Source organism: Pseudorhodoferax sp. LjRoot39 (genome assembly GCF_964253035.1).
Lineage (GTDB): Bacteria > Pseudomonadota > Gammaproteobacteria > Burkholderiales > Burkholderiaceae_C > Pseudorhodoferax.
Genome location: NZ_CAXUQL020000001.1, coordinates 7,382,701 through 7,398,910, shown reverse-complemented (window position 1 = coordinate 7,398,910; position 16,210 = coordinate 7,382,701). Strand labels below are relative to the sequence as shown.

The window sequence follows — 16,210 nt, the reverse complement described above, 5'->3', positions numbered from 1 at the left end:
ATCATTTTGACAGCAGGCGCATGGCTTCCTCGAGCCCTTTGAGCGTCAGGGGAAACATCCTGTTGCTCATGAGCTGCTGGATCACGCCGATGCTCTGCCGGTATTGCCAGACCCCCTGGGGTTCGGGATTGATCCACGCGAACTTGGGGAAGGCGTGCGTGAGACGCTGCAGCCACTCGGCGCCGGGCTCCTCGTTGTTGTATTCCACGCTGCCGCCAGGTTGCAAGATTTCGTAAGGACTCATGGTCGCATCGCCCACGAAGATCAGCTTGTAGTCCTTGTTGTACTTGCGCAGGATGTCCCAGGTGGCGAACTTCTCGGAGAAACGCCGCCGGTTGTTCTTCCACATGAAGTCGTAGACGCAGTTGTGGAAGTAGTAGAACTCCATGTGCTTGAACTCGGTCCGGGTGGCCGAGAACAGCTCTTCCACGCGCGCGATGTGCTCGTCCATCGTGCCGCCCACATCCATCAGCAGCAGCACTTTCACGTTGTTGTGGCGCTCGGGCACCATCTTGATGTCCAGGTAGCCGGCGTTGGCAGCGGTGGAGCGGATGGTGTCGTCCAGGTCCAGCTCTTCCTCGTGGCCCTCGCGCGCGAACTTGCGCAGCCGGCGCAGCGCCACCTTGATGTTGCGCGTGCCCAGTTCCTGGCTGTCGTCGTAGTCCTTGTAGGCGCGCTGGTCCCAGACCTTCACGGCGCTCTTGTTGCGGCCCTTCTCCTGGCCGATGCGGATGCCCTGCGGGTTGAAGCCGTTGGCGCCGAAGGGCGAGGTGCCGCCCGTGCCGATCCACTTGCTGCCGCCCTCGTGGCGCTCCTTTTGCTCCTCGAAGCGCTTCTTGAGCGTCTCCATGAGCTCGTCCCAGCCCATCTTCTCGATCTTGGCCTTCTCCTCGGGCGACAGCTCCAGTTCGAGGTTCTTGCGCAACCACTCGAGCGGGATGTCCTTGGTGAAGTCGGCCAGCATCTCCACGCCCTTGAAGTAGGCGGCGAAGGCGCGGTCGAACTTGTCGTAGTGCTTCTCGTCCTTCACCAGCGCGGTGCGCGACAGGTAGTAGAAATCGTCGATCGCGTAGGCGCCGTCGGGGCTGGCCGGCCCCACCACGCCCTGCTTGACCGCGTCGAGCAGCATCAGGTATTCCTTGACCGAGACCGGCAGCTTGGCCGAGCGCAGGGTGTAGAAGAAGTCGATCAGCATGGCGGACTCCTCGCGCTCAGGCGCGTGGCTTGTCGAGTTGGTAGCGCAGATGCGCCTGCACCGTGGGCCATTCGCTCTGGAGGATGGAGAACACCACGGTGTCGCGCAGCGTGCCGTTGGGCGCCACCATGTGGTTGCGCAGCACGCCGTCCTGCTTGGCGCCCAGGCGGGCGATGGCGGCCCGGCTTTGGAAATTGAACCAGTGCGTGCGGAACTCCACCGCGATGCACCGCAGTTGATCGAACGCATGGCCCAGCAGCAGCAGCTTGGCCTCGGTGTTCAGGCCGGTGCGCTGTACGCTGGCGCGGTACCAGGTGCTGCCGATCTCCACGCGCCGGTTGCCCGCGTCGATGTTCATGAAGGTCGTCATGCCGGCGAAGCCGCCGCGGGCGTCGCGCACGGCGAACGGCAGCATGCTGCCCTTGGCCTGCAGGTCCAGCCGGCGCGCGATCTCGTTGCCGGCCTTGTCGGGCGCTGGAACGGTGGTGTACCAATGCTTCCAGATCTCACCGTCCTGCGCGGCGGCGTGGGCTTCTGCGGCATGGGCCGGGGCGAGCGGCTCCAGCAGCACATGCTGGCCACGCAGGGTCACGGGTTCGGCGAAGGCCACGGTCGCGCGTCCCCGGTTCAGCGGTTGTTCCGCTGCATGAACACCAGCTTCTCGAACAGGGTCACGTCCTGTTCGTTCTTGAGCAGCGCGCCGACCAGCGGCGGCACGGCCACCTTGTCGTCCTTGCTCTGCAGCGCTTCGGCAGGGATGTCCTCGGCCACCAAGAGCTTGAGCCAGTCCAGCAGCTCGGAGGTGGAGGGCTTCTTCTTCAGGCCGGGCAGGTTGCGCACGTCGTAGAAGGTCTTCATCGCTGCCGTGAGCAACTCCTTCTTGAGGCCGGGGAAATGCACGTCCACGATCTGCTGCATGGTCGCCGCGTCGGGGAACTTGATGTAGTGGAAGAAGCAGCGGCGCAGGAACGCGTCGGGCAATTCCTTTTCGTTGTTCGAGGTGATGAATACCAGCGGCCTGTGCTTGGCGCGGATCAGTTCGCGGGTTTCATAGCAATAGAACTCCATGCGGTCGATTTCGCGCAGCAGGTCGTTCGGGAATTCGATGTCGGCTTTGTCGATTTCATCGATCAGCAAGGCTACCGGCTGCTCGGACGTGAAGGCCTGCCACAGCACGCCCTTGACGATGTAGTTGTGGATGTCCTTCACGCGCTCGTCGCCGAGCTGCGAATCGCGCAGGCGGCTCACCGCGTCGTACTCGTACAGGCCTTGCTGCGCCTTGGTGGTGGACTTGATGTGCCACTGCAGCAGCGGCAGGTTCAGCGCGCTGGCGACCTCTTCGGCCAGCATGGTCTTGCCCGTGCCGGGCTCGCCCTTGACCAGCAGCGGCCGCTTGAGCGTGGCAGCCGCATTCACCGCCAGCATCAGATCTTGCGTGGCGACGTAATTGTTCGAGCCTTGGAATTTCATGGAGTCTGGAGGAGGGAGATTGGGAGACGTGCCGGCTATACTCAAACGCTGCTTCCGGCCTGATTTCAATAGAGATTGTGCGCGCAAAATGAATAAATTGAAGACCACGGTGTTTGCATTGGCTGTCGCATCGGTGACGGCTTTGGGCCTTCCTGCGATGGCCCAGCAAATCAAAGGAGACCCCAAAGCCGGCTTGGGCAAGGCCGACATGTGCATTGGCTGCCACGGCATCGTCGGCTACCAGACCGCGTTTCCCGAGGTCTACAAGGTGCCCAAGATCTCGGGCCAGGGTGCGCCCTATATCGCGGCCGCGCTGAACGCCTACAAGACCGGCGACCGGCGCCACCCGTCCATGCGGGGCATCGCCGAGTCGCTGACGGATCAGGACATCGCCGACCTCGCGGCCTTCTACAGCACCCATGTCGAGGACGCGCCCACGCCGCCCGAGCAGGCCAAGGAGCCCAGCGCCCAGGTCGCGGCGCTGCTGCAAAAGGGGGCCTGCGTGTCCTGCCATGGCGCCAACTTCGCCAAGCCCATCGATGGGAGCTACCCCAAGATCGCGGGCCAGCACGCCGACTACCTGTTCGTCGCGTTGAAGGCGTACAAGACCGGCGCCAGCACGGGCCTGGTCGGCCGTTCCAATGGCGTGATGGCGCCGTTGGCCAAGCAGTTCTCCAATGCCGAACTCAAGGCCATCTCGAGCTACCTGGCCAGCCTGGAAGGCGGCCTGCAGATCGTGCCCGAGTCGCGCTTCCGCACTTCGCAGAAGTAAGCGCGCAGGCAAGGCTGCGGCCTGCTGCACCCAGCCCGCCGCGCGCGGGCTTTTTCATTGGTGCACCCGGCACGGGCGCACTCCTGGAGGTGCAAGTCCTCCCGCAAGTTGAGCGCATGCGCAAACGCAGGCACTATCCGCGCCCGGTCAGGTAGCGCATCAGAACCTGGCCGATCGCGACCTCCACCGCTTCGGGTCGGAACATCGCGGGCGGCTCGATCACCGCCGCATGGACCAGCGACTCCATGGTCTGCAGCACCATCCAGGTGGCCAGGTCCAGATCGTCCAGCGCGAGCTCGGTGCGGTGCGTTTCGAGGAGCTGGCGCACCTGCCGAAAGATGCCGCCGTCTGCCGCGCTCTGTTCACGCGGGGCGTCGAAGAACGGGAACTCCTTCTCCAGCACGCGGTGCAACTCCGGCGCGACGCGGTGCGCTGCCAGCAACGCGCGCACCATGGCCTGCACGTGGCCATACAGCCCGTCTGGACGCGCGGCGGCCAGCACTGCCGCAATGGCGGCGTACATCTGCGTCCCGTGGCGCGCGTGCAGCGCCGTGACCAGCGAGTCCTTGTTCGGGAAGTACTGGTAGACCGACCCCACGCTCACGCCGGCACGTTCCGCCACCACGTTGGTGTTCGTGCCGGCATATCCGCGCTCGGCCAGAACGCGAGCCGTCGCCTCCAGAATCGCCTCCACCATGGCCTGGGAGCGGGCCTGGCGCGGCACTTTGCGAGGAAGGGGCAGTGGTCCTGCGCCGGCCGGTGAACGCGAGTTTTCAATGCGAGCCATGGCTCATATTCTCCTGGACATCCGAATTGAGTTTTTACTCGCATTGAAATGAAAGGTCGCATGTCTTCTTCAGATTCGTCTCGTCCGTCCGCGGCGCCACGCGCCTGGGTGGCCGCACCGCCAGCCGGCGTCTTGCTCCGTCTGCTGCCATTGGCCGTCGCTGTGTTCGTCGGCTTCCTCACCATCGGATTGCCGTTGCCCGTGCTGCCGCTGCACTTGAGCCAGCATCTGGGGCTGGGTGCACTGGGCGTCGGCGTCGTCGTGGGCGGCCAGTTCGCAGCGGCGCTGCTGTCGCGTGCCTGGGCGGGCAACCTGGCCGATGCGCGCGGTGCCAAGCGCGCGGTCGTCTCGGGGCTGCTGCTGGCGATGGCATCCGGTATCGCCTATCTGGTCTCGCTTGGATTCGCCGATGCGCGGGCGGCGGTCTGGACGCTGCTGGCCGGCCGTCTGCTGCTCGGCTGTGCCGAAAGCCTGATCGTCACCGGCGCACTGGGCTGGGGCGTGGGCATGGCCGGCCCGCAGAACGCGGGCAAGGTCATGGCCTGGGTCGGCATCGCCATGTACGGCGCCTATGCGGTGGGTGCACCAGTCGGGGTGGCCGTCAACGCACGCTGGGGTTTCACCGGGATCTCGCTGGCAACGGCATTGGTTCCGCTCCTGGCGCTGGCCATCGTGCTGGGCCTGCGCGGCACGGCTGCGGCGGCGCACCGGCGCACGCCGTTCTACAGGGTGCTCGGGTCGGTGTGGGTGCCGGGCTTGGGGCTGGCCCTGTCCAGCGTGGGCTTCGGCGTGATCACCACCTTTGCGGCGCTGCTGTTCGCCGACCGGGGCTGGGGCCCGGCGTCCGTGGCCTTCACCGCCTTCGGCCTGGCCTTCATCGCCGCGCGCCTTGTCTTTGGCCATCTGCCCGACCAGTTGGGCGGTGCGCGGGTCGCCCTGGTCTGCATTCCGATCGCGGTGTCGGGCCAGTTGCTGATCTGGGGCGCCAACGACGTTTCGCTCGCGGCGGTGGGTGCGGCGCTGACCGGGTTCGGGTACTCACTGGCATTCCCGGCGTTTGGCGTGGAGGCGGTTCGGCGTGCGCCGCCGCAGGCGCGCGGTGTCGCCATGGGGGCCTACGTGGCCTTCCTGGACATCTCGCTGGGCATCACCGGGCCGGCGGCCGGCCTGATCGCGGGCAGCGCGGGCGTCGGCGCGGTGTATCTGGCCGGCGCGGCGGCGGTGGCGCTGTCGTTTGGTGTGGCGCTGCAGCTTCGGCTTCGGCCGGCGAGCGGAGTGCACCATGCTTGAGCGGCCGGCGGCCCAAGGGCGGCAGCGTGCGCTGGGCACGGTGCTGGACGTGCAGGCCGTGACGCCGCACATGCGGCGGATCACGCTCGGTGGCGCGGAGGTCGCCGCTTTCGTACGGTGCGAGGGCGTGGATGTGCCGGGGGCCTGGGTCAAGCTTTTCGTGCCCTCCGGTGAAGGCCGGGCCTACACCTTGCGCAGCGTCGACCGTGCTGCTGGGACGGTGCGCATCGATTTGGTGCTGCATGGCGAGAGCGGCGACGGCCCGGCGTCGATGTGGGCAGCGCAGGCACGGGTGGGCGATCAGGTGAGCATTGCCGGGCCGCGCAGCGGAGGATTCGCGCCGCCGGCGGATGCGCGCTGGCTGCTGCTGGGGGGCGACGCCACCGCCTTGCCGGCCATCCAGTCGATCGCTGCGGCATTGGATGCCTCCATGCCGGTGGAAGCATATGTCGAAGTGGATGGCGCGGCGGAGCAACAGCCGATCTCCACCGCCGCGGATTGGCGAACGACGTGGCTCCGTGCCGACCCTGACGAGCCCGGCCGAAGGTTGTGCCAACAGCTGTTGCACCACCCGCTGCCGCCAGGGCCGGGCTACATCTGGCTGGCCGGAGAAGCATCGGCGGTGCGCGAGCTGAAGCTGTATTTCCAGGAACATGGCATCGAGCGACATCGGCTCAGTGCCAAAGGGTACTGGCGGACGGGCAATGCCGATCATCGGGATTGAGTGGCGCTTGGGGCCGGGTGGAGTGCTCGCCGAGGTGCGCTGGGGACGGCGGACCGATGCGCTCGGCGCGGGCAACGTTCGCCCTTTGCTGCGGCAATGGCGGGCGCGAGCCCTCAGAAGCTGTGAATGAACCGATCGCGTCCACGACGGGGTGCGCCGGGCCACAGGCGTAGGCGCAGTCCGCCGCCCGGGCTCGTGCCCGGGCAAGGACTGCAACGCCCGCATGTGGCTTGGCGCGCCCCGGCCCGAAGGGCGAGGCCCTGGGAGCAGCGGTCGCAACGTGAGAAGTTCGTCATTGGGGGGCCTCGCGTGGGCGTGAGCGGTTCGTTCACAGCTTCTCAGTCCGATGTTGGGTGATCGGGCGAACCCGCCACCCTCGACCAAAGCCAGTCGGCGGCCATGCGCAGATGGTCCCGCATGTTGCCCTCCGCGGTGTGGCCGACGTTCGCGTAGCTGAGCTCCGTCACCGACAGGCCCAGTGCGCGCAGGCTCGCGGGCTCATCCTTGGCGGTCAGGTCTTCGAGCAGGCCGTTGAGCATCAGCACGGGCTTGCGCTGCGCTGCCGGCCCGATGTGCATGGCTTTGGACAGCGCGTAGCGGGCGTAGTGCGCGCACATGGCGTCGCGCGGTGCCGTGGGTGCCAGGCCGGCGAACAGGGCATAGGCCGCGCCCACCGATGAGGGGATGCGCAGGCAATGGCCGTTCGCGAAGCTGGACTCCACGGGGCCCGCCACGTTCACCACCGCGGCAATCCAGTCCGACTGCAGGCCGCCGAGCGTGGCCAGGTAGCCTCCCATGCTCCAGCCGTACACCCCCACGCGCGCGAGGTCGACATCGGGACGGCCTTGCAGCGCATCCCGAGCCGCATTCAGCATGCGCCAGGCTTCGGGACGGAAGGAGAGCGTGTTCTCGCCCGTGTCCGGGTTCTCCAGCACCAGGGTGGCAAAGCCCCTGGCGCGCATGGCGGCGACGTGCCGCGCCATCTCGGTCTTGAAGTTGTCCAGTCCGCCGAACACGATGACCAACGGCGCCCGCGCGCCCTGCGATGCCGCGGGCTGGAAGTAGCCGACAAAGCGCTTGCCATCGAGCGTGGCCTCGATGCGCTCGGGTGCGGCTCCCGTCAACTGCAGCGCGCGCTCCGAGGCGCGCAGGTCGTCCGTGGGCGCCTGCTTGGGCCGGCGGGTGAGCTTTCCGTAGAACGCGGCCTTGCGCCACTCGCCGGCTGCCGCAAGCGCGGCTTGCGAGCCGGGCGCAAGACCGCCCGTGTCCAACTGCCTGGCCGTCTGGGCATGCGCGTCTGCCTGCGCCCGCAAGCGCGACACGAGTTCCTGGTGGCTTGCCGGACGGGGCGTGGCGGCGACGACCTGGTCGAACGCCGCGGGCGCGATGCCTGCATCTTCGAGCCACCAGCACAGGTTGTACTTGAAGATCGGCGGCAGGCCCTGGATGCCGTCGGGATACGCGGCGAAGCCCGCCTTGCAGTACGCGGCCATGCTGGGCGCGGTCTGCGCGTGCGCGGCTGGCGCAAGCGGTGCGGATGCCATCGCCACGGCACCCGCGAGTTTCGCGAGCTGTCCCGCGCGGGCGAGGAAGGTTCTCAAGGACTGAAGGCGCATCATGGTCTGTCTCGTGGGTGGATGTTGGAATGGTCAGGATGCCGTGCGCGGGGACAGGCGGGGCCGGTGCCACGCCACCGCATCGCGCAGGGTGTCTTCGAGCGGGCGGAACTGGATGCCCAGCTCCTCCCGGATCCGCTGGTCCGAGAAGCGCCTGGAGCGGTCGCGCCCGATGTTGTTCACCGTGGCCAGGCTCAACAGCACAGGCCGGCCGGTCAGACGCGCGTAGGCCTCCTGCACCAGTGCGATGGCGGTGAGCAAGGCGCGCGGAAGGCGGCGCTTCGGTGCGGGAATGCCAGTGACCTGCGCCATCGCGGCCATGAGGTTGCGCATGTGCATGGCGCGGCCGGCCACCAGGTACCGACGCCCGGCCTGGCCCTGTTCCGAGGCCGCGAGCATGACCTGCGCGACATCCCGCGCGTCGACCACCGAGAAGGACGCGTCGACAACGCCCGGCATCTTGCGCGACAGAAAGTCGCGAATGAACTGGCCCGCCGAGGTCGGGCCTTCATCGCCGGGACCATGCATCCAGCCCGGGATCACGGTGGTGATGCGCATGGCGGGGTGCTCTTGCGCGAACTGCGCGACCACCTGGTCGCACAGGATCTTGCTGCGGTAGTAGGCATCCACCGCGTCTTCAGGGGCAGCCAGGTCGTCCTCCTGCAGCGTGATGCCGGTGGCATTGCGCAAGGTGGCGATCGAACTGGTGTGCTGCATCCCTCATGATCGGCTTCCTGCGCAGCCAGATGGCGCCTGCCACGGCGGCTCCGGGCCGAGGGCGGCAAACACGCCCGCCGCACTGACTGCGCAGTCGTCCCGAAAGCGACTGCTGGCCGCGACGGACGCTTGGCAGCGGATGCGCCTGGTCGGCGCGCCGCTCAGTCCTGCGTGGCGCGGCGCTGCACGCAGTCGATGTAGGCCTGGCCATCGGGCGGCCGGCCGGCGCGCTGGCTCTCCCACATCATGCGGCCCAGGCATTCCATGACCTCGTGGTGGGCGTCGTGCAGCGACTGGCGCCGGCGTTCCAGCAGCTCCACGGCCTGGCGGATGCCGCGCGGCTGGTCGATCGAGCACTGCTCGCTGATCGACAGGTGCATGGACAGGTGCAGGAAGGGATTCTGCTGCCCGTCCTGGCCGTCGTAGACGCGGGCCACGGCGGCGTCGGCGTCGGCCAGGTCGGCGTGGTACTCGGGGTGCTCGGCGATCCACTGGCTGGCCAGGGTCTCGATGGCCTCCATGGGCTGGCCGGCGAGTGCCTTGGCATGCGCGCCGCAAAAGAAGCGGCGCACGTCCGCTTGCGAAGGATTGAACATGCGGGCGAGCCTAGCATGCGGGTCTTCCCGGGGGGAGGGCCTGCCTAGAATGACCCGCAACCCCTTTGCCGAGGAGACCACCGTGAGCACCCAGGCCTTCATCTGCGATGCCGTCCGCACCCCCTTCGGCCGCTACGGCGGTGCCCTGTCCGGCGTGCGCGCCGACGACCTCGGCGCTGTGCCGATCAAGGCGCTCATGGTGCGCAACCCCAAGGTCGACTGGCAGGCGCTGGCCGACGTGCTGTACGGCTGCGCCAACCAGGCCGGCGAGGACAACCGCAATGTGGCGCGCATGTCCGCGCTGCTGGCGGGCCTGCCCATCGAGGTGCCCGGCGCCACCATCAACCGGCTCTGCGGTTCGGGCCTGGATGCCGTGGGCAGCGCGGCGCGCGCGATCCGTGCTGGCGAGGCCGGCCTGATGCTCGCGGGCGGGGTCGAAAGCATGAGCCGCGCGCCCTTCGTGATGCCGAAGGCCGAGAGCGCGTTCAGCCGCGCCAATGCGGTCTACGACACCACCATCGGTTGGCGCTTCGTCAACAAGCGCATGAAGGAGCTCTACGGCGTGGACTCCATGCCCGAGACCGCCGAGAACGTGGCCGTGGAGCACAGGATCGGCCGTGAGGCACAGGACCGCATGGCGCTGGCCAGCCAACAGAAGGCCGTGGCGGCGCAGAAGTCCGGCTTCTTCGACGCCGAACTCACGCCCGTGCTGATCCCGCAGAAGAAGGGCGACGCCATCGCCGTGACCCGTGACGAGCACCCGCGCGAGACCAGCCTGGAGGCGCTGGCCAAGCTCAAGGGCGTGGTGCGGCCCGATGGAACGGTGACGGCCGGCAACGCCAGCGGCGTCAACGACGGTGCCTGCGCGCTGCTGCTGGCCGACGAGAAGAGCGCCGCCGCCCATGGCCTCACGCCCAGGGCCCGCGTGGTCGGCATGGCCACGGCCGGCGTGGCGCCGCGCGTGATGGGCATCGGCCCGGCACCGGCCACGCAGAAGGTGCTGGCGCTGACCGGCATCGCGCTCGCGCAGCTCGATGTGATCGAACTCAACGAGGCCTTCGCGGCCCAGGGCCTGGCGGTGCTGCGTGCACTCGGCATCGCCGACGACGACCCGCGCGTGAACCCCAACGGCGGCGCCATCGCGCTGGGGCATCCGCTGGGCGCCAGCGGCGCGCGCCTGGCCACCACGGCCGTGAACCAGCTGCACCGGACCGGCGGCCGCTACGCGCTGTGCACCATGTGCATCGGCGTGGGCCAGGGCATCGCCATCGTGCTCGAACGTGTTTGACAACCGAAGAAGGAAAAGCAACATGCCCCAACCCTCCCTCCGTCTGAGCGTGCTGGCCAGCCTGCTGGGCCTGGCAGCCACCTGCGCCACGGCGCAGACGCAGACGCAGCAGCAGGTCGCCCCGCTCGTGAACGGCATGTACGGCGCGCTGGAGGCGCTTTACAAGGACTTGCACGCCCATCCCGAACTGGCCTTCCAGGAGGTGCGCACGGCCGCGAAGATGGCCGAGGAGATGCGCCAACTCGGCTTCGAAGTGACCGAGAAGGTGGGAGGCACCGGTGTGGTGGCGCTGCTGCGCAACGGCGCCGGCCCCACGGTGCTGGTGCGCACGGAACTCGACGCGCTGCCCATGGAGGAGAAGACCGGCCTGCCCTACGCGAGCAAGGTGAAGGCCCAGTACGCGGGCCGCGAGACCTTCGTGGCGCACAGCTGCGCCCACGACCTGCACATGGCCAGCTGGGTCGGCGCGGCGCGCACGCTGGTCGCACTCAAGGGCCAGTGGAAGGGCACGCTGATGTTCGTCGCCCAGCCGGCCGAGGAGACCGTCTCGGGTGCCAAGGCCATGCTGGCCGATGGCCTGTTCACGCGCTTTCCCAAGCCCGATTTCGCGTTCGCGCTGCACAGCTCGCCCTCGCCCTACGGCTTCGTCGGCTACCGGGCGGGGCCGACCAGTTCCAATTCCGACGCGCTGGAGATCACCTTCAAGGGCCGCGGCGGCCATGGCTCGGCGCCCGACAAGACCATCGACCCGATCACCATCGCGGCGCGCTTCATCACCGACGTGCAGACCGTGGTCAGCCGCGAGAAGGACCCGGCCGCGTTCGGCGTGGTGACCATCGGCGCCATCCAGGGCGGCACGGTGGGCAACATCATTCCCGACACCGTGGTGCTGCGCGGCACCATCCGCTCCTACCAGCCGCAGGTGCGCGAGAAGCTGCTGGCCGGCATCCGCCGCACGGCGCTGGCGGCCGCGGCCATGGGCGGCGCGCCCGAGCCGCAGGTGGAGCTGGTGCCCGGCGGCGCGGCCATCGTCAACGATGCGAAGGTGGTCGAGCGCACCACCGCTGCGCTCAAGGCCGCGCTGCCCGGCGTGCAGATCGCGCAGGTGCCGCCGATCACGGCCAGCGAGGACTTCTCGGAGTTCTTGAATGCCGGCGTGCCCGGCATGATGTTCTTCGTCGGCGTGTCGGCACCCGAGGATGTCGCCGCCGCCATGAAGCCGGGCGGCAAGCCGCTGCCGTTCAACCACTCGCCCTTCTTCGCGCCCGTGCCCGAGCCGTCCATCAAGACCGGCGTGCAGGCCATGAGCGTGGCCGTGCTGACGGCGCTCGGCGCGCCGTAAGCCTCAGCGCGCGGGCGCTGCGGGCTCCAGCGGCATGTAGACGGGCTGGGGCTGCGCCGCCGACGCAGGCGCCGGGGCTGCTGGCTCAGCCGGTGGTGGTGCCGCCACCGGCACCGCGGCCACCTGCTCTTCCTTCTTGAGGTAGGCGCAGGCCGCACGCTGCATGGCCTCTTCTGGCTCGCCCGGCACGATGGACACGAACTGGCGCGCTTCGCGCTCGCTGGCCAGCACGCGGCCCTGCCCCATGGGGCCTTCGTAGTACAGCCGCGCCAGCACCCGCATGCTGAAGTCCTTGCAGTCGAACTCCAGCCGTTGCTTGAACGAACGCACCTCGTAGAGCCCCCAGCGGTGCGGCACCGCGTAGTCGACCAGGAACCAGGACTGGCGCGGGTTGGCCAGGAAGCTGCCGACGAACTTGTTGTGGCGCGAGCGCTCGGTGCCGGGCTCCTGGTAGACCGCCATGCCGGCGCTGGCCGGCAGCGGCAACTCGGTCCATTCGGCCGCGGTGGCACAGGCACAGGCAAGAAGCAGGGGGATCGGCAGAAAGCGCATGGTCCCCGGGCTTATCGGCGCGCGCGGCGCCGTCTTGAGTCAGGCAGCGCCGCCCAGTTCCTTGAGCAAGGCCGCGGCGCGGTCCACGCGCACATCGCCCTCGGCCACCATGCGCGCGGCCACCGCGTCGACCTGCGCGCGCGTGGCGCCTGCCACCAGCGCAATGTTGCGCGCGTGCAGCGCCATGTGGCCGCGCTGGATGCCCTCCGTGGCCAGCGCGCGCAGGGCGCCCAGGTTCTGCGCCAGGCCCACGGCCACGGTGATCTCGGCCAGTTCCTGGGCCGACTGCACGCCCATGATCTTGAGCGCAAGCCGGGCCAGCGGGTGCGTCTTGGTGGCGCCGCCGACCAGGCCCAGCGGCATCGGCATCTCGATGCTGCCGACCAGGCGGCCGGCCGCATCCTTCTCCCAGCAGGTCAGCGAGGTGTAGCGGCCGCTGCGGGCGGCGTAGGCGTGGGCGCCGGCCTCCACCGCGCGCCAGTCGTTGCCGGTGGCCACGACCACCGGGTCGATGCCGTTCATGATGCCCTTGTTGTGCGTGGCCGCGCGGTAGGGGTCGACGGCCGCGAACACGTAGGCGTCCAGGATGCCTTCGATGATGTCCTCGCCGCGGCGCTCGGGCGTGGCCAGCGTCGCTGGCGCCAGCACCACGCGGGCGCGCGCCAGCCGCAGATCGGCCAGGTTGGACAGGATGCGCAGCAGCACGCGCCCGCCGGTGATCTGCTCGACCTGCGGCGCCACCGCCTCGGCCATGGTGTTGACGGTGTTGGCGCCCATGGCGTCGCGCACGTCCACGATCAGGTGCAGCACCAGCATGGGGCCGCGCGGCGTGTCGGGGAAGACCTGGATCTCGATGTCGCGGCAGCCACCACCCAGGCCGACCAGCACCTTGTCGCGGGCATTGGCCGTGGCCAGGATCTCGTCGCGCTTGCGCAGCAGCGCCTGGCGCGCACCCTGCGGGTCGCTGATGCCCAGCACCTGTACCTGCGCGCGCATGAGCGGCAGGCTGCTCGAGGTCTCGAAGCCGCCGCCCGCGCGCGCCAGCTTGGCCATGAAGGACGCCGCGGCCACCACCGAGGGCTCTTCGACCACCATGGGCACCAGCACATCGCGCCCGTTGACCTGGAAGTTGCCGGCCACGGCCAGTGGCAGCTCGAACCGGCCGATCACGTTCTCGATCATGCCGTCGGCCAGCTCCAGCCGGAGCGCGCCGGGCTGCTCCAGCAGCGCACGCTCCTCGGCCCCGAGGCCCGCGGCCTGGGCGATGTGGTCCAGCCGCTGCGCCGGGCTGAGCGCGCGGAAGTTCGGAAGGCGCGAGTCGCTGCCCATGGTGTCGTCTCCGGTGGTGTTGGTGTCGCGGCATTCTGGGTCGGCTGTACCCGCGCGCACAGGTACAGTTCGGCGGAACAGCTGCCCCATGCCACCGACCGAATCCATCTTCGTCCAGCTGGCCGACACGCTGGAGCGCCAGATCCTGGAAGGCGCCTTCCGTGCCGGCGACAAGCTGCCCTCGCTGCGCGCATTGGCCGGCCAGCGCGGGTTGGGCAAGAACACCGTGGTGGCCGCCTTCGAGCTGCTGGTCGCGCGCGGCCTGGTCGAGCCGCGCCGCGGTGCGGGCTTCTTTGTCAAGGCGCCGACGCGCGCCGCGGCCGCGGCGGCCGAGGACGATGCGGGTTCGCTGGGGCGGGCCATGGGCATCGTCTGGCTCATGCGCAACCAGCTGCGCGAGGAGCCGGGCCAGCTCAACGTGGGCGATGGCTTCCCGCCCATCGAATGGCTGGCCGGCGCGCGGCTGGACCGGCACCACCACAAGGTGGCGCGCGGCGGCCTGGGCACTTTGTTCCGCTATGGCAACCGCTTCGGCTACGAGCCGCTGCGCCAGCGACTGGTGCGCCGGCTGGCGGACTTCGGCATCGCCGCCGGCACGCGGCAGACCGTGCTCACGCATGGCGCCAACGAGGCCTTGGACATCATCGTGCGCTACTTCGTGCCGCCCGGTGCCGTGGTGCTGGCGGACGACCCGGGCTACTACCCGCTGTTCGGCAAGCTGCACCTGGCCGGCGCACGCACGGTGGGCGTGCCACGCACGCCCGACGGTCCCGATCCGCAGGCGCTGGAGCAACTGCTGCTGCGCCACCGGCCGCGCGTGTTCTTCACGCAATCGCTGGCGCACAACCCCACGGGCTCGGACCTTGCGCCCGCCGTTGCCCAGCGTGTGCTCGCATTGGCGCGCCAGCACAACCTGCTGATCGTCGAGAACGATCCGCTGGCCGATTTCAAGCCGCCGCAGTCCACGCGGCTCGCGGCGCTGGACGGGCTGGAACGCACCCTCTATGTGGGCAGCTTCTCCAAGTCGCTGTCGGCCGCGCTGCGCGTGGGCTTCATCGCCTGCAGCGCCGATCTGGCCAGCGACCTGGCGGACCTCAAGGCCCTGGTGCATGTGAGCAGCTCGGAGTACTGCGAGCGCACGGTGGACACGCTGCTGGGCGAGCGCCAGTACCTGGCCCATCTGGCCCACCTGCGCCGACGCGTCGCCGAGGCCACGCTGCGCGCGCAGGAACTGCTGCAGGGCTTGGGCGCCGAGTTGTTTGCGCAGACGCCGGCCTCGCTGTTCCTGTGGGCGCGGCTGCCCGGCGCGCCCGATGCGTTGGTGCTGGCGCAGGCGATGCTCGAACGCCAGGTGATGATGGCCCCGGGCCGCATCTTCAGCGTCGATCCCGAGGCGGTCTCGCCCTGGTCGCGCTTCAACGTGGGCGCCGTTCTCGACCCGCGCTTCGCGCCGGCCTTGCAAACGGTGCTGCGTCAGCGCGCCGGCTGAGCCGCGATCGCGTCCAGGCCTGCTGCGTCAAGGCCCTGTCTCCTGCGGCAGCAGCGGCACGGCCGCGCCGGCTTGCAGCAGCTGCATGTGCTCGCGCACGGCGTCGACCAGGATGCTGGCCAGCCGTTCCACAGGCACGTTGTCGACCGTGCTGGCGCGGCCCAGCACCAGGTCCATGGCGGGCAGGGCCGGCAGGCCGAGCGCGTCCGCGTCCAGCACCCGCACGTGGGCCGGCAGGCCGAACGGCGTGCGCACCGACAGGCCCAGGCCCGCCGCCGTCGCGGCCCACACGGCGGTCAGGCTGCCGCTGTCGAAGGCATGGCGCCAGGCCCTGCCCTGCTGGTCCAGCGCGGCCGTGACCAGGCCGCGCAGGGGGCAGGGCGCGTCCAGCAGCACCAGGGGCAGGGGCTGGTCTGCCGGCGCATCGCCTGCAAGCTGCTGCCACCAGCCGGTCTCGGCGTGCTGGGGTGCGGCGGACCCGATCCAGCGCAGCGGCAGCCGCATCACGCGGGTGCCCTGGGCGCAGTCCGGGTCCATGCCGACGTCCCACAGCAGCGCCAGGTCGAACTGGCCCAGCGCGAAGCGTTTGCGCAGTTCGTCGCTGCGCGCCACGCTGGCCTCGATGCGCACCTGGGGGTGTGCGCGCGCAAAGCGCCCGAGCACGGCGGGCAGCACGCTTTCGCCCAGGTCCTCCTGCAGGCCCAGCCGCACCAGGCCGCGCAGCTCGCTGGCCGTTACGGCCGCATGGGCCTGGTCGTTGAGCTCGAGCAGGCGGTGCGCATAGTTCCTCAGCGTCTCGCCGGCATCGGTCAGCACCAGGCCGCGCCCCGACTTGCGCAGCAAGGGCGTCCCGCACTGGGCCTCGAGCTTCTTGAGCTGCGCACTGATGGCCGAGGTGGAGCGTCCCAGCTTGTCGGCGGCCCGCGCGAAGCTGCCCAGCTCGACCCCGGTGCAAAAGCTGCGCAGCACGTCCAGGTCGTACAGCACGCGTCCCATGGTGGCTCCATCGTCCCAAAAATGTGGATTGTGCGTCTTGAATTTTC

16 protein-coding genes are annotated in these 16,210 nt (G+C 69.2%); 6 read left to right on the top strand and 10 right to left on the bottom strand.

Annotation, left to right across the window (positions count from 1 at the left end):
- Position 1 precedes the first annotated feature (1 nt).
- Genes ACSQ4M_RS34555 through ACSQ4M_RS34545 form a run of 3 tightly spaced genes read right to left on the bottom strand, consistent with a single transcriptional unit; the run spans position 2 to position 2,665 of the window.
- Positions 2-1,195, bottom strand: coding sequence for a vWA domain-containing protein (locus ACSQ4M_RS34555; RefSeq protein WP_056669919.1), 1,194 nt, complete (start codon positions 1,193-1,195; stop codon positions 2-4).
- 16 nt (positions 1,196-1,211) lie between these two features.
- Complete coding sequence (locus ACSQ4M_RS34550; RefSeq protein ID WP_436193858.1) at positions 1,212-1,805, bottom strand: GNAT family N-acetyltransferase; 594 nt, start codon at positions 1,803-1,805, stop codon at positions 1,212-1,214.
- Between the two features lie 17 nt (positions 1,806-1,822).
- Positions 1,823-2,665 carry an AAA family ATPase gene (locus ACSQ4M_RS34545; protein ID WP_056669914.1) on the bottom strand — a complete coding sequence of 281 codons (843 nt, stop codon included), beginning with the start codon at positions 2,663-2,665 and terminating at the stop codon, positions 1,823-1,825.
- A gap of 88 nt (positions 2,666-2,753) precedes the next feature.
- On the opposite strand from ACSQ4M_RS34545, the gene ACSQ4M_RS34540 reads away from it, so the two are divergent.
- The gene (locus ACSQ4M_RS34540) at positions 2,754-3,437 is read left to right on the top strand and encodes a c-type cytochrome (RefSeq protein WP_436193857.1); all 684 of its coding nucleotides are present in this window, start codon (positions 2,754-2,756) and stop codon (positions 3,435-3,437) included.
- 133 nt (positions 3,438-3,570) lie between these two features.
- Here ACSQ4M_RS34540 and ACSQ4M_RS34535 read toward each other — a convergent pair whose 3' ends face one another.
- Entirely contained in the window at positions 3,571-4,224 is a 654-nt protein-coding gene (locus ACSQ4M_RS34535) for a TetR/AcrR family transcriptional regulator (protein WP_436193856.1), read from the bottom strand.
- 60 nt (positions 4,225-4,284) lie between these two features.
- Here ACSQ4M_RS34535 and ACSQ4M_RS34530 point away from each other — a divergent pair, with 60 nt between their 5' ends.
- Both ACSQ4M_RS34530 and ACSQ4M_RS34525 read left to right on the top strand, forming a co-directional pair.
- On the top strand, positions 4,285-5,514 hold the full coding sequence (locus tag ACSQ4M_RS34530) for an arabinose transporter (protein ID WP_436193855.1): 1,230 nt from the start codon (positions 4,285-4,287) through the stop codon (positions 5,512-5,514).
- Positions 5,507-6,238 (top strand): siderophore-interacting protein, encoded by a 732-nt coding sequence (locus ACSQ4M_RS34525; RefSeq protein ID WP_436193854.1) that lies wholly within the window; start codon positions 5,507-5,509, stop codon positions 6,236-6,238. Before ACSQ4M_RS34530 ends, ACSQ4M_RS34525 begins: the two co-directional genes overlap by 8 nt.
- Positions 6,239-6,576: 338 nt before the next feature.
- On the opposite strand, the gene ACSQ4M_RS34520 is transcribed toward ACSQ4M_RS34525, so the two are convergent.
- The 3 genes from ACSQ4M_RS34520 to ACSQ4M_RS34510 all read right to left on the bottom strand — a co-directional run bounded on the left by ACSQ4M_RS34520 (position 6,577) and on the right by ACSQ4M_RS34510 (position 9,167).
- On the bottom strand, positions 6,577-7,857 hold the full coding sequence (locus tag ACSQ4M_RS34520; RefSeq protein ID WP_436193853.1) for an alpha/beta hydrolase family protein: 1,281 nt from the start codon (positions 7,855-7,857) through the stop codon (positions 6,577-6,579).
- A gap of 30 nt (positions 7,858-7,887) precedes the next feature.
- Positions 7,888-8,571, bottom strand: coding sequence for an NAD-dependent epimerase/dehydratase family protein (locus ACSQ4M_RS34515; RefSeq protein WP_436193852.1), 684 nt, complete (start codon positions 8,569-8,571; stop codon positions 7,888-7,890).
- A gap of 161 nt (positions 8,572-8,732) precedes the next feature.
- Positions 8,733-9,167 (bottom strand): DUF1841 family protein, encoded by a 435-nt coding sequence (locus tag ACSQ4M_RS34510; protein WP_436193851.1) that lies wholly within the window; start codon positions 9,165-9,167, stop codon positions 8,733-8,735.
- 82 nt (positions 9,168-9,249) lie between these two features.
- On the opposite strand from ACSQ4M_RS34510, the gene pcaF reads away from it, so the two are divergent.
- Both pcaF and ACSQ4M_RS34500 read left to right on the top strand, forming a co-directional pair.
- Positions 9,250-10,455 carry a 3-oxoadipyl-CoA thiolase gene (gene pcaF / locus ACSQ4M_RS34505; protein ID WP_436193850.1) on the top strand — a complete coding sequence of 402 codons (1,206 nt, stop codon included), beginning with the start codon at positions 9,250-9,252 and terminating at the stop codon, positions 10,453-10,455.
- 22 nt (positions 10,456-10,477) lie between these two features.
- A complete protein-coding gene (locus ACSQ4M_RS34500) occupies positions 10,478-11,797 on the top strand; it encodes an amidohydrolase (protein ID WP_436193849.1) in 1,320 nt (439 codons plus the stop codon).
- 3 nt (positions 11,798-11,800) lie between these two features.
- On the opposite strand, the gene ACSQ4M_RS34495 is transcribed toward ACSQ4M_RS34500, so the two are convergent.
- Positions 11,801-12,349, bottom strand: coding sequence for a surface-adhesin E family protein (locus ACSQ4M_RS34495; protein WP_436193848.1), 549 nt, complete (start codon positions 12,347-12,349; stop codon positions 11,801-11,803).
- 39 nt (positions 12,350-12,388) lie between these two features.
- Positions 12,389-13,678 (bottom strand): hydroxymethylglutaryl-CoA reductase, degradative, encoded by a 1,290-nt coding sequence (locus ACSQ4M_RS34490; RefSeq protein ID WP_436193847.1) that lies wholly within the window; start codon positions 13,676-13,678, stop codon positions 12,389-12,391.
- Positions 13,679-13,766: 88 nt separating this feature from the next.
- On the opposite strand from ACSQ4M_RS34490, the gene ACSQ4M_RS34485 reads away from it, so the two are divergent.
- The gene (locus ACSQ4M_RS34485) at positions 13,767-15,167 is read left to right on the top strand and encodes a PLP-dependent aminotransferase family protein (protein WP_436193846.1); all 1,401 of its coding nucleotides are present in this window, start codon (positions 13,767-13,769) and stop codon (positions 15,165-15,167) included.
- Positions 15,168-15,194: 27 nt separating this feature from the next.
- Here the strand turns inward: ACSQ4M_RS34485 and ACSQ4M_RS34480 are convergent, their stop codons facing one another.
- Positions 15,195-16,163 (bottom strand): LysR substrate-binding domain-containing protein, encoded by a 969-nt coding sequence (locus ACSQ4M_RS34480; protein ID WP_436193845.1) that lies wholly within the window; start codon positions 16,161-16,163, stop codon positions 15,195-15,197.
- Positions 16,164-16,210 lie beyond the last annotated feature (47 nt).

Coding starts and splice junctions, on each gene's coding strand:
- ACSQ4M_RS34555 (WP_056669919.1), bottom strand. CDS start 1,195: ATGCTGATCGACTTCTTCTACACCCTGCGCTCGGCCAAGCTGCCGGTC.
- ACSQ4M_RS34545 (WP_056669914.1), bottom strand. CDS start 2,665: ATGAAATTCCAAGGCTCGAACAATTACGTCGCCACGCAAGATCTGATG.
- ACSQ4M_RS34540 (WP_436193857.1), top strand. CDS start 2,754: ATGAATAAATTGAAGACCACGGTGTTTGCATTGGCTGTCGCATCGGTG.
- ACSQ4M_RS34535 (WP_436193856.1), bottom strand. CDS start 4,224: ATGGCTCGCATTGAAAACTCGCGTTCACCGGCCGGCGCAGGACCACTG.
- ACSQ4M_RS34530 (WP_436193855.1), top strand. CDS start 4,285: ATGTCTTCTTCAGATTCGTCTCGTCCGTCCGCGGCGCCACGCGCCTGG.
- ACSQ4M_RS34525 (WP_436193854.1), top strand. CDS start 5,507: ATGCTTGAGCGGCCGGCGGCCCAAGGGCGGCAGCGTGCGCTGGGCACG.
- ACSQ4M_RS34520 (WP_436193853.1), bottom strand. CDS start 7,857: ATGATGCGCCTTCAGTCCTTGAGAACCTTCCTCGCCCGCGCGGGACAG.
- ACSQ4M_RS34515 (WP_436193852.1), bottom strand. CDS start 8,571: ATGCAGCACACCAGTTCGATCGCCACCTTGCGCAATGCCACCGGCATC.
- ACSQ4M_RS34510 (WP_436193851.1), bottom strand. CDS start 9,167: ATGTTCAATCCTTCGCAAGCGGACGTGCGCCGCTTCTTTTGCGGCGCG.
- ACSQ4M_RS34500 (WP_436193849.1), top strand. CDS start 10,478: ATGCCCCAACCCTCCCTCCGTCTGAGCGTGCTGGCCAGCCTGCTGGGC.
- ACSQ4M_RS34495 (WP_436193848.1), bottom strand. CDS start 12,349: ATGCGCTTTCTGCCGATCCCCCTGCTTCTTGCCTGTGCCTGTGCCACC.
- ACSQ4M_RS34490 (WP_436193847.1), bottom strand. CDS start 13,678: ATGGGCAGCGACTCGCGCCTTCCGAACTTCCGCGCGCTCAGCCCGGCG.
- ACSQ4M_RS34485 (WP_436193846.1), top strand. CDS start 13,767: ATGCCACCGACCGAATCCATCTTCGTCCAGCTGGCCGACACGCTGGAG.
- ACSQ4M_RS34480 (WP_436193845.1), bottom strand. CDS start 16,163: ATGGGACGCGTGCTGTACGACCTGGACGTGCTGCGCAGCTTTTGCACC.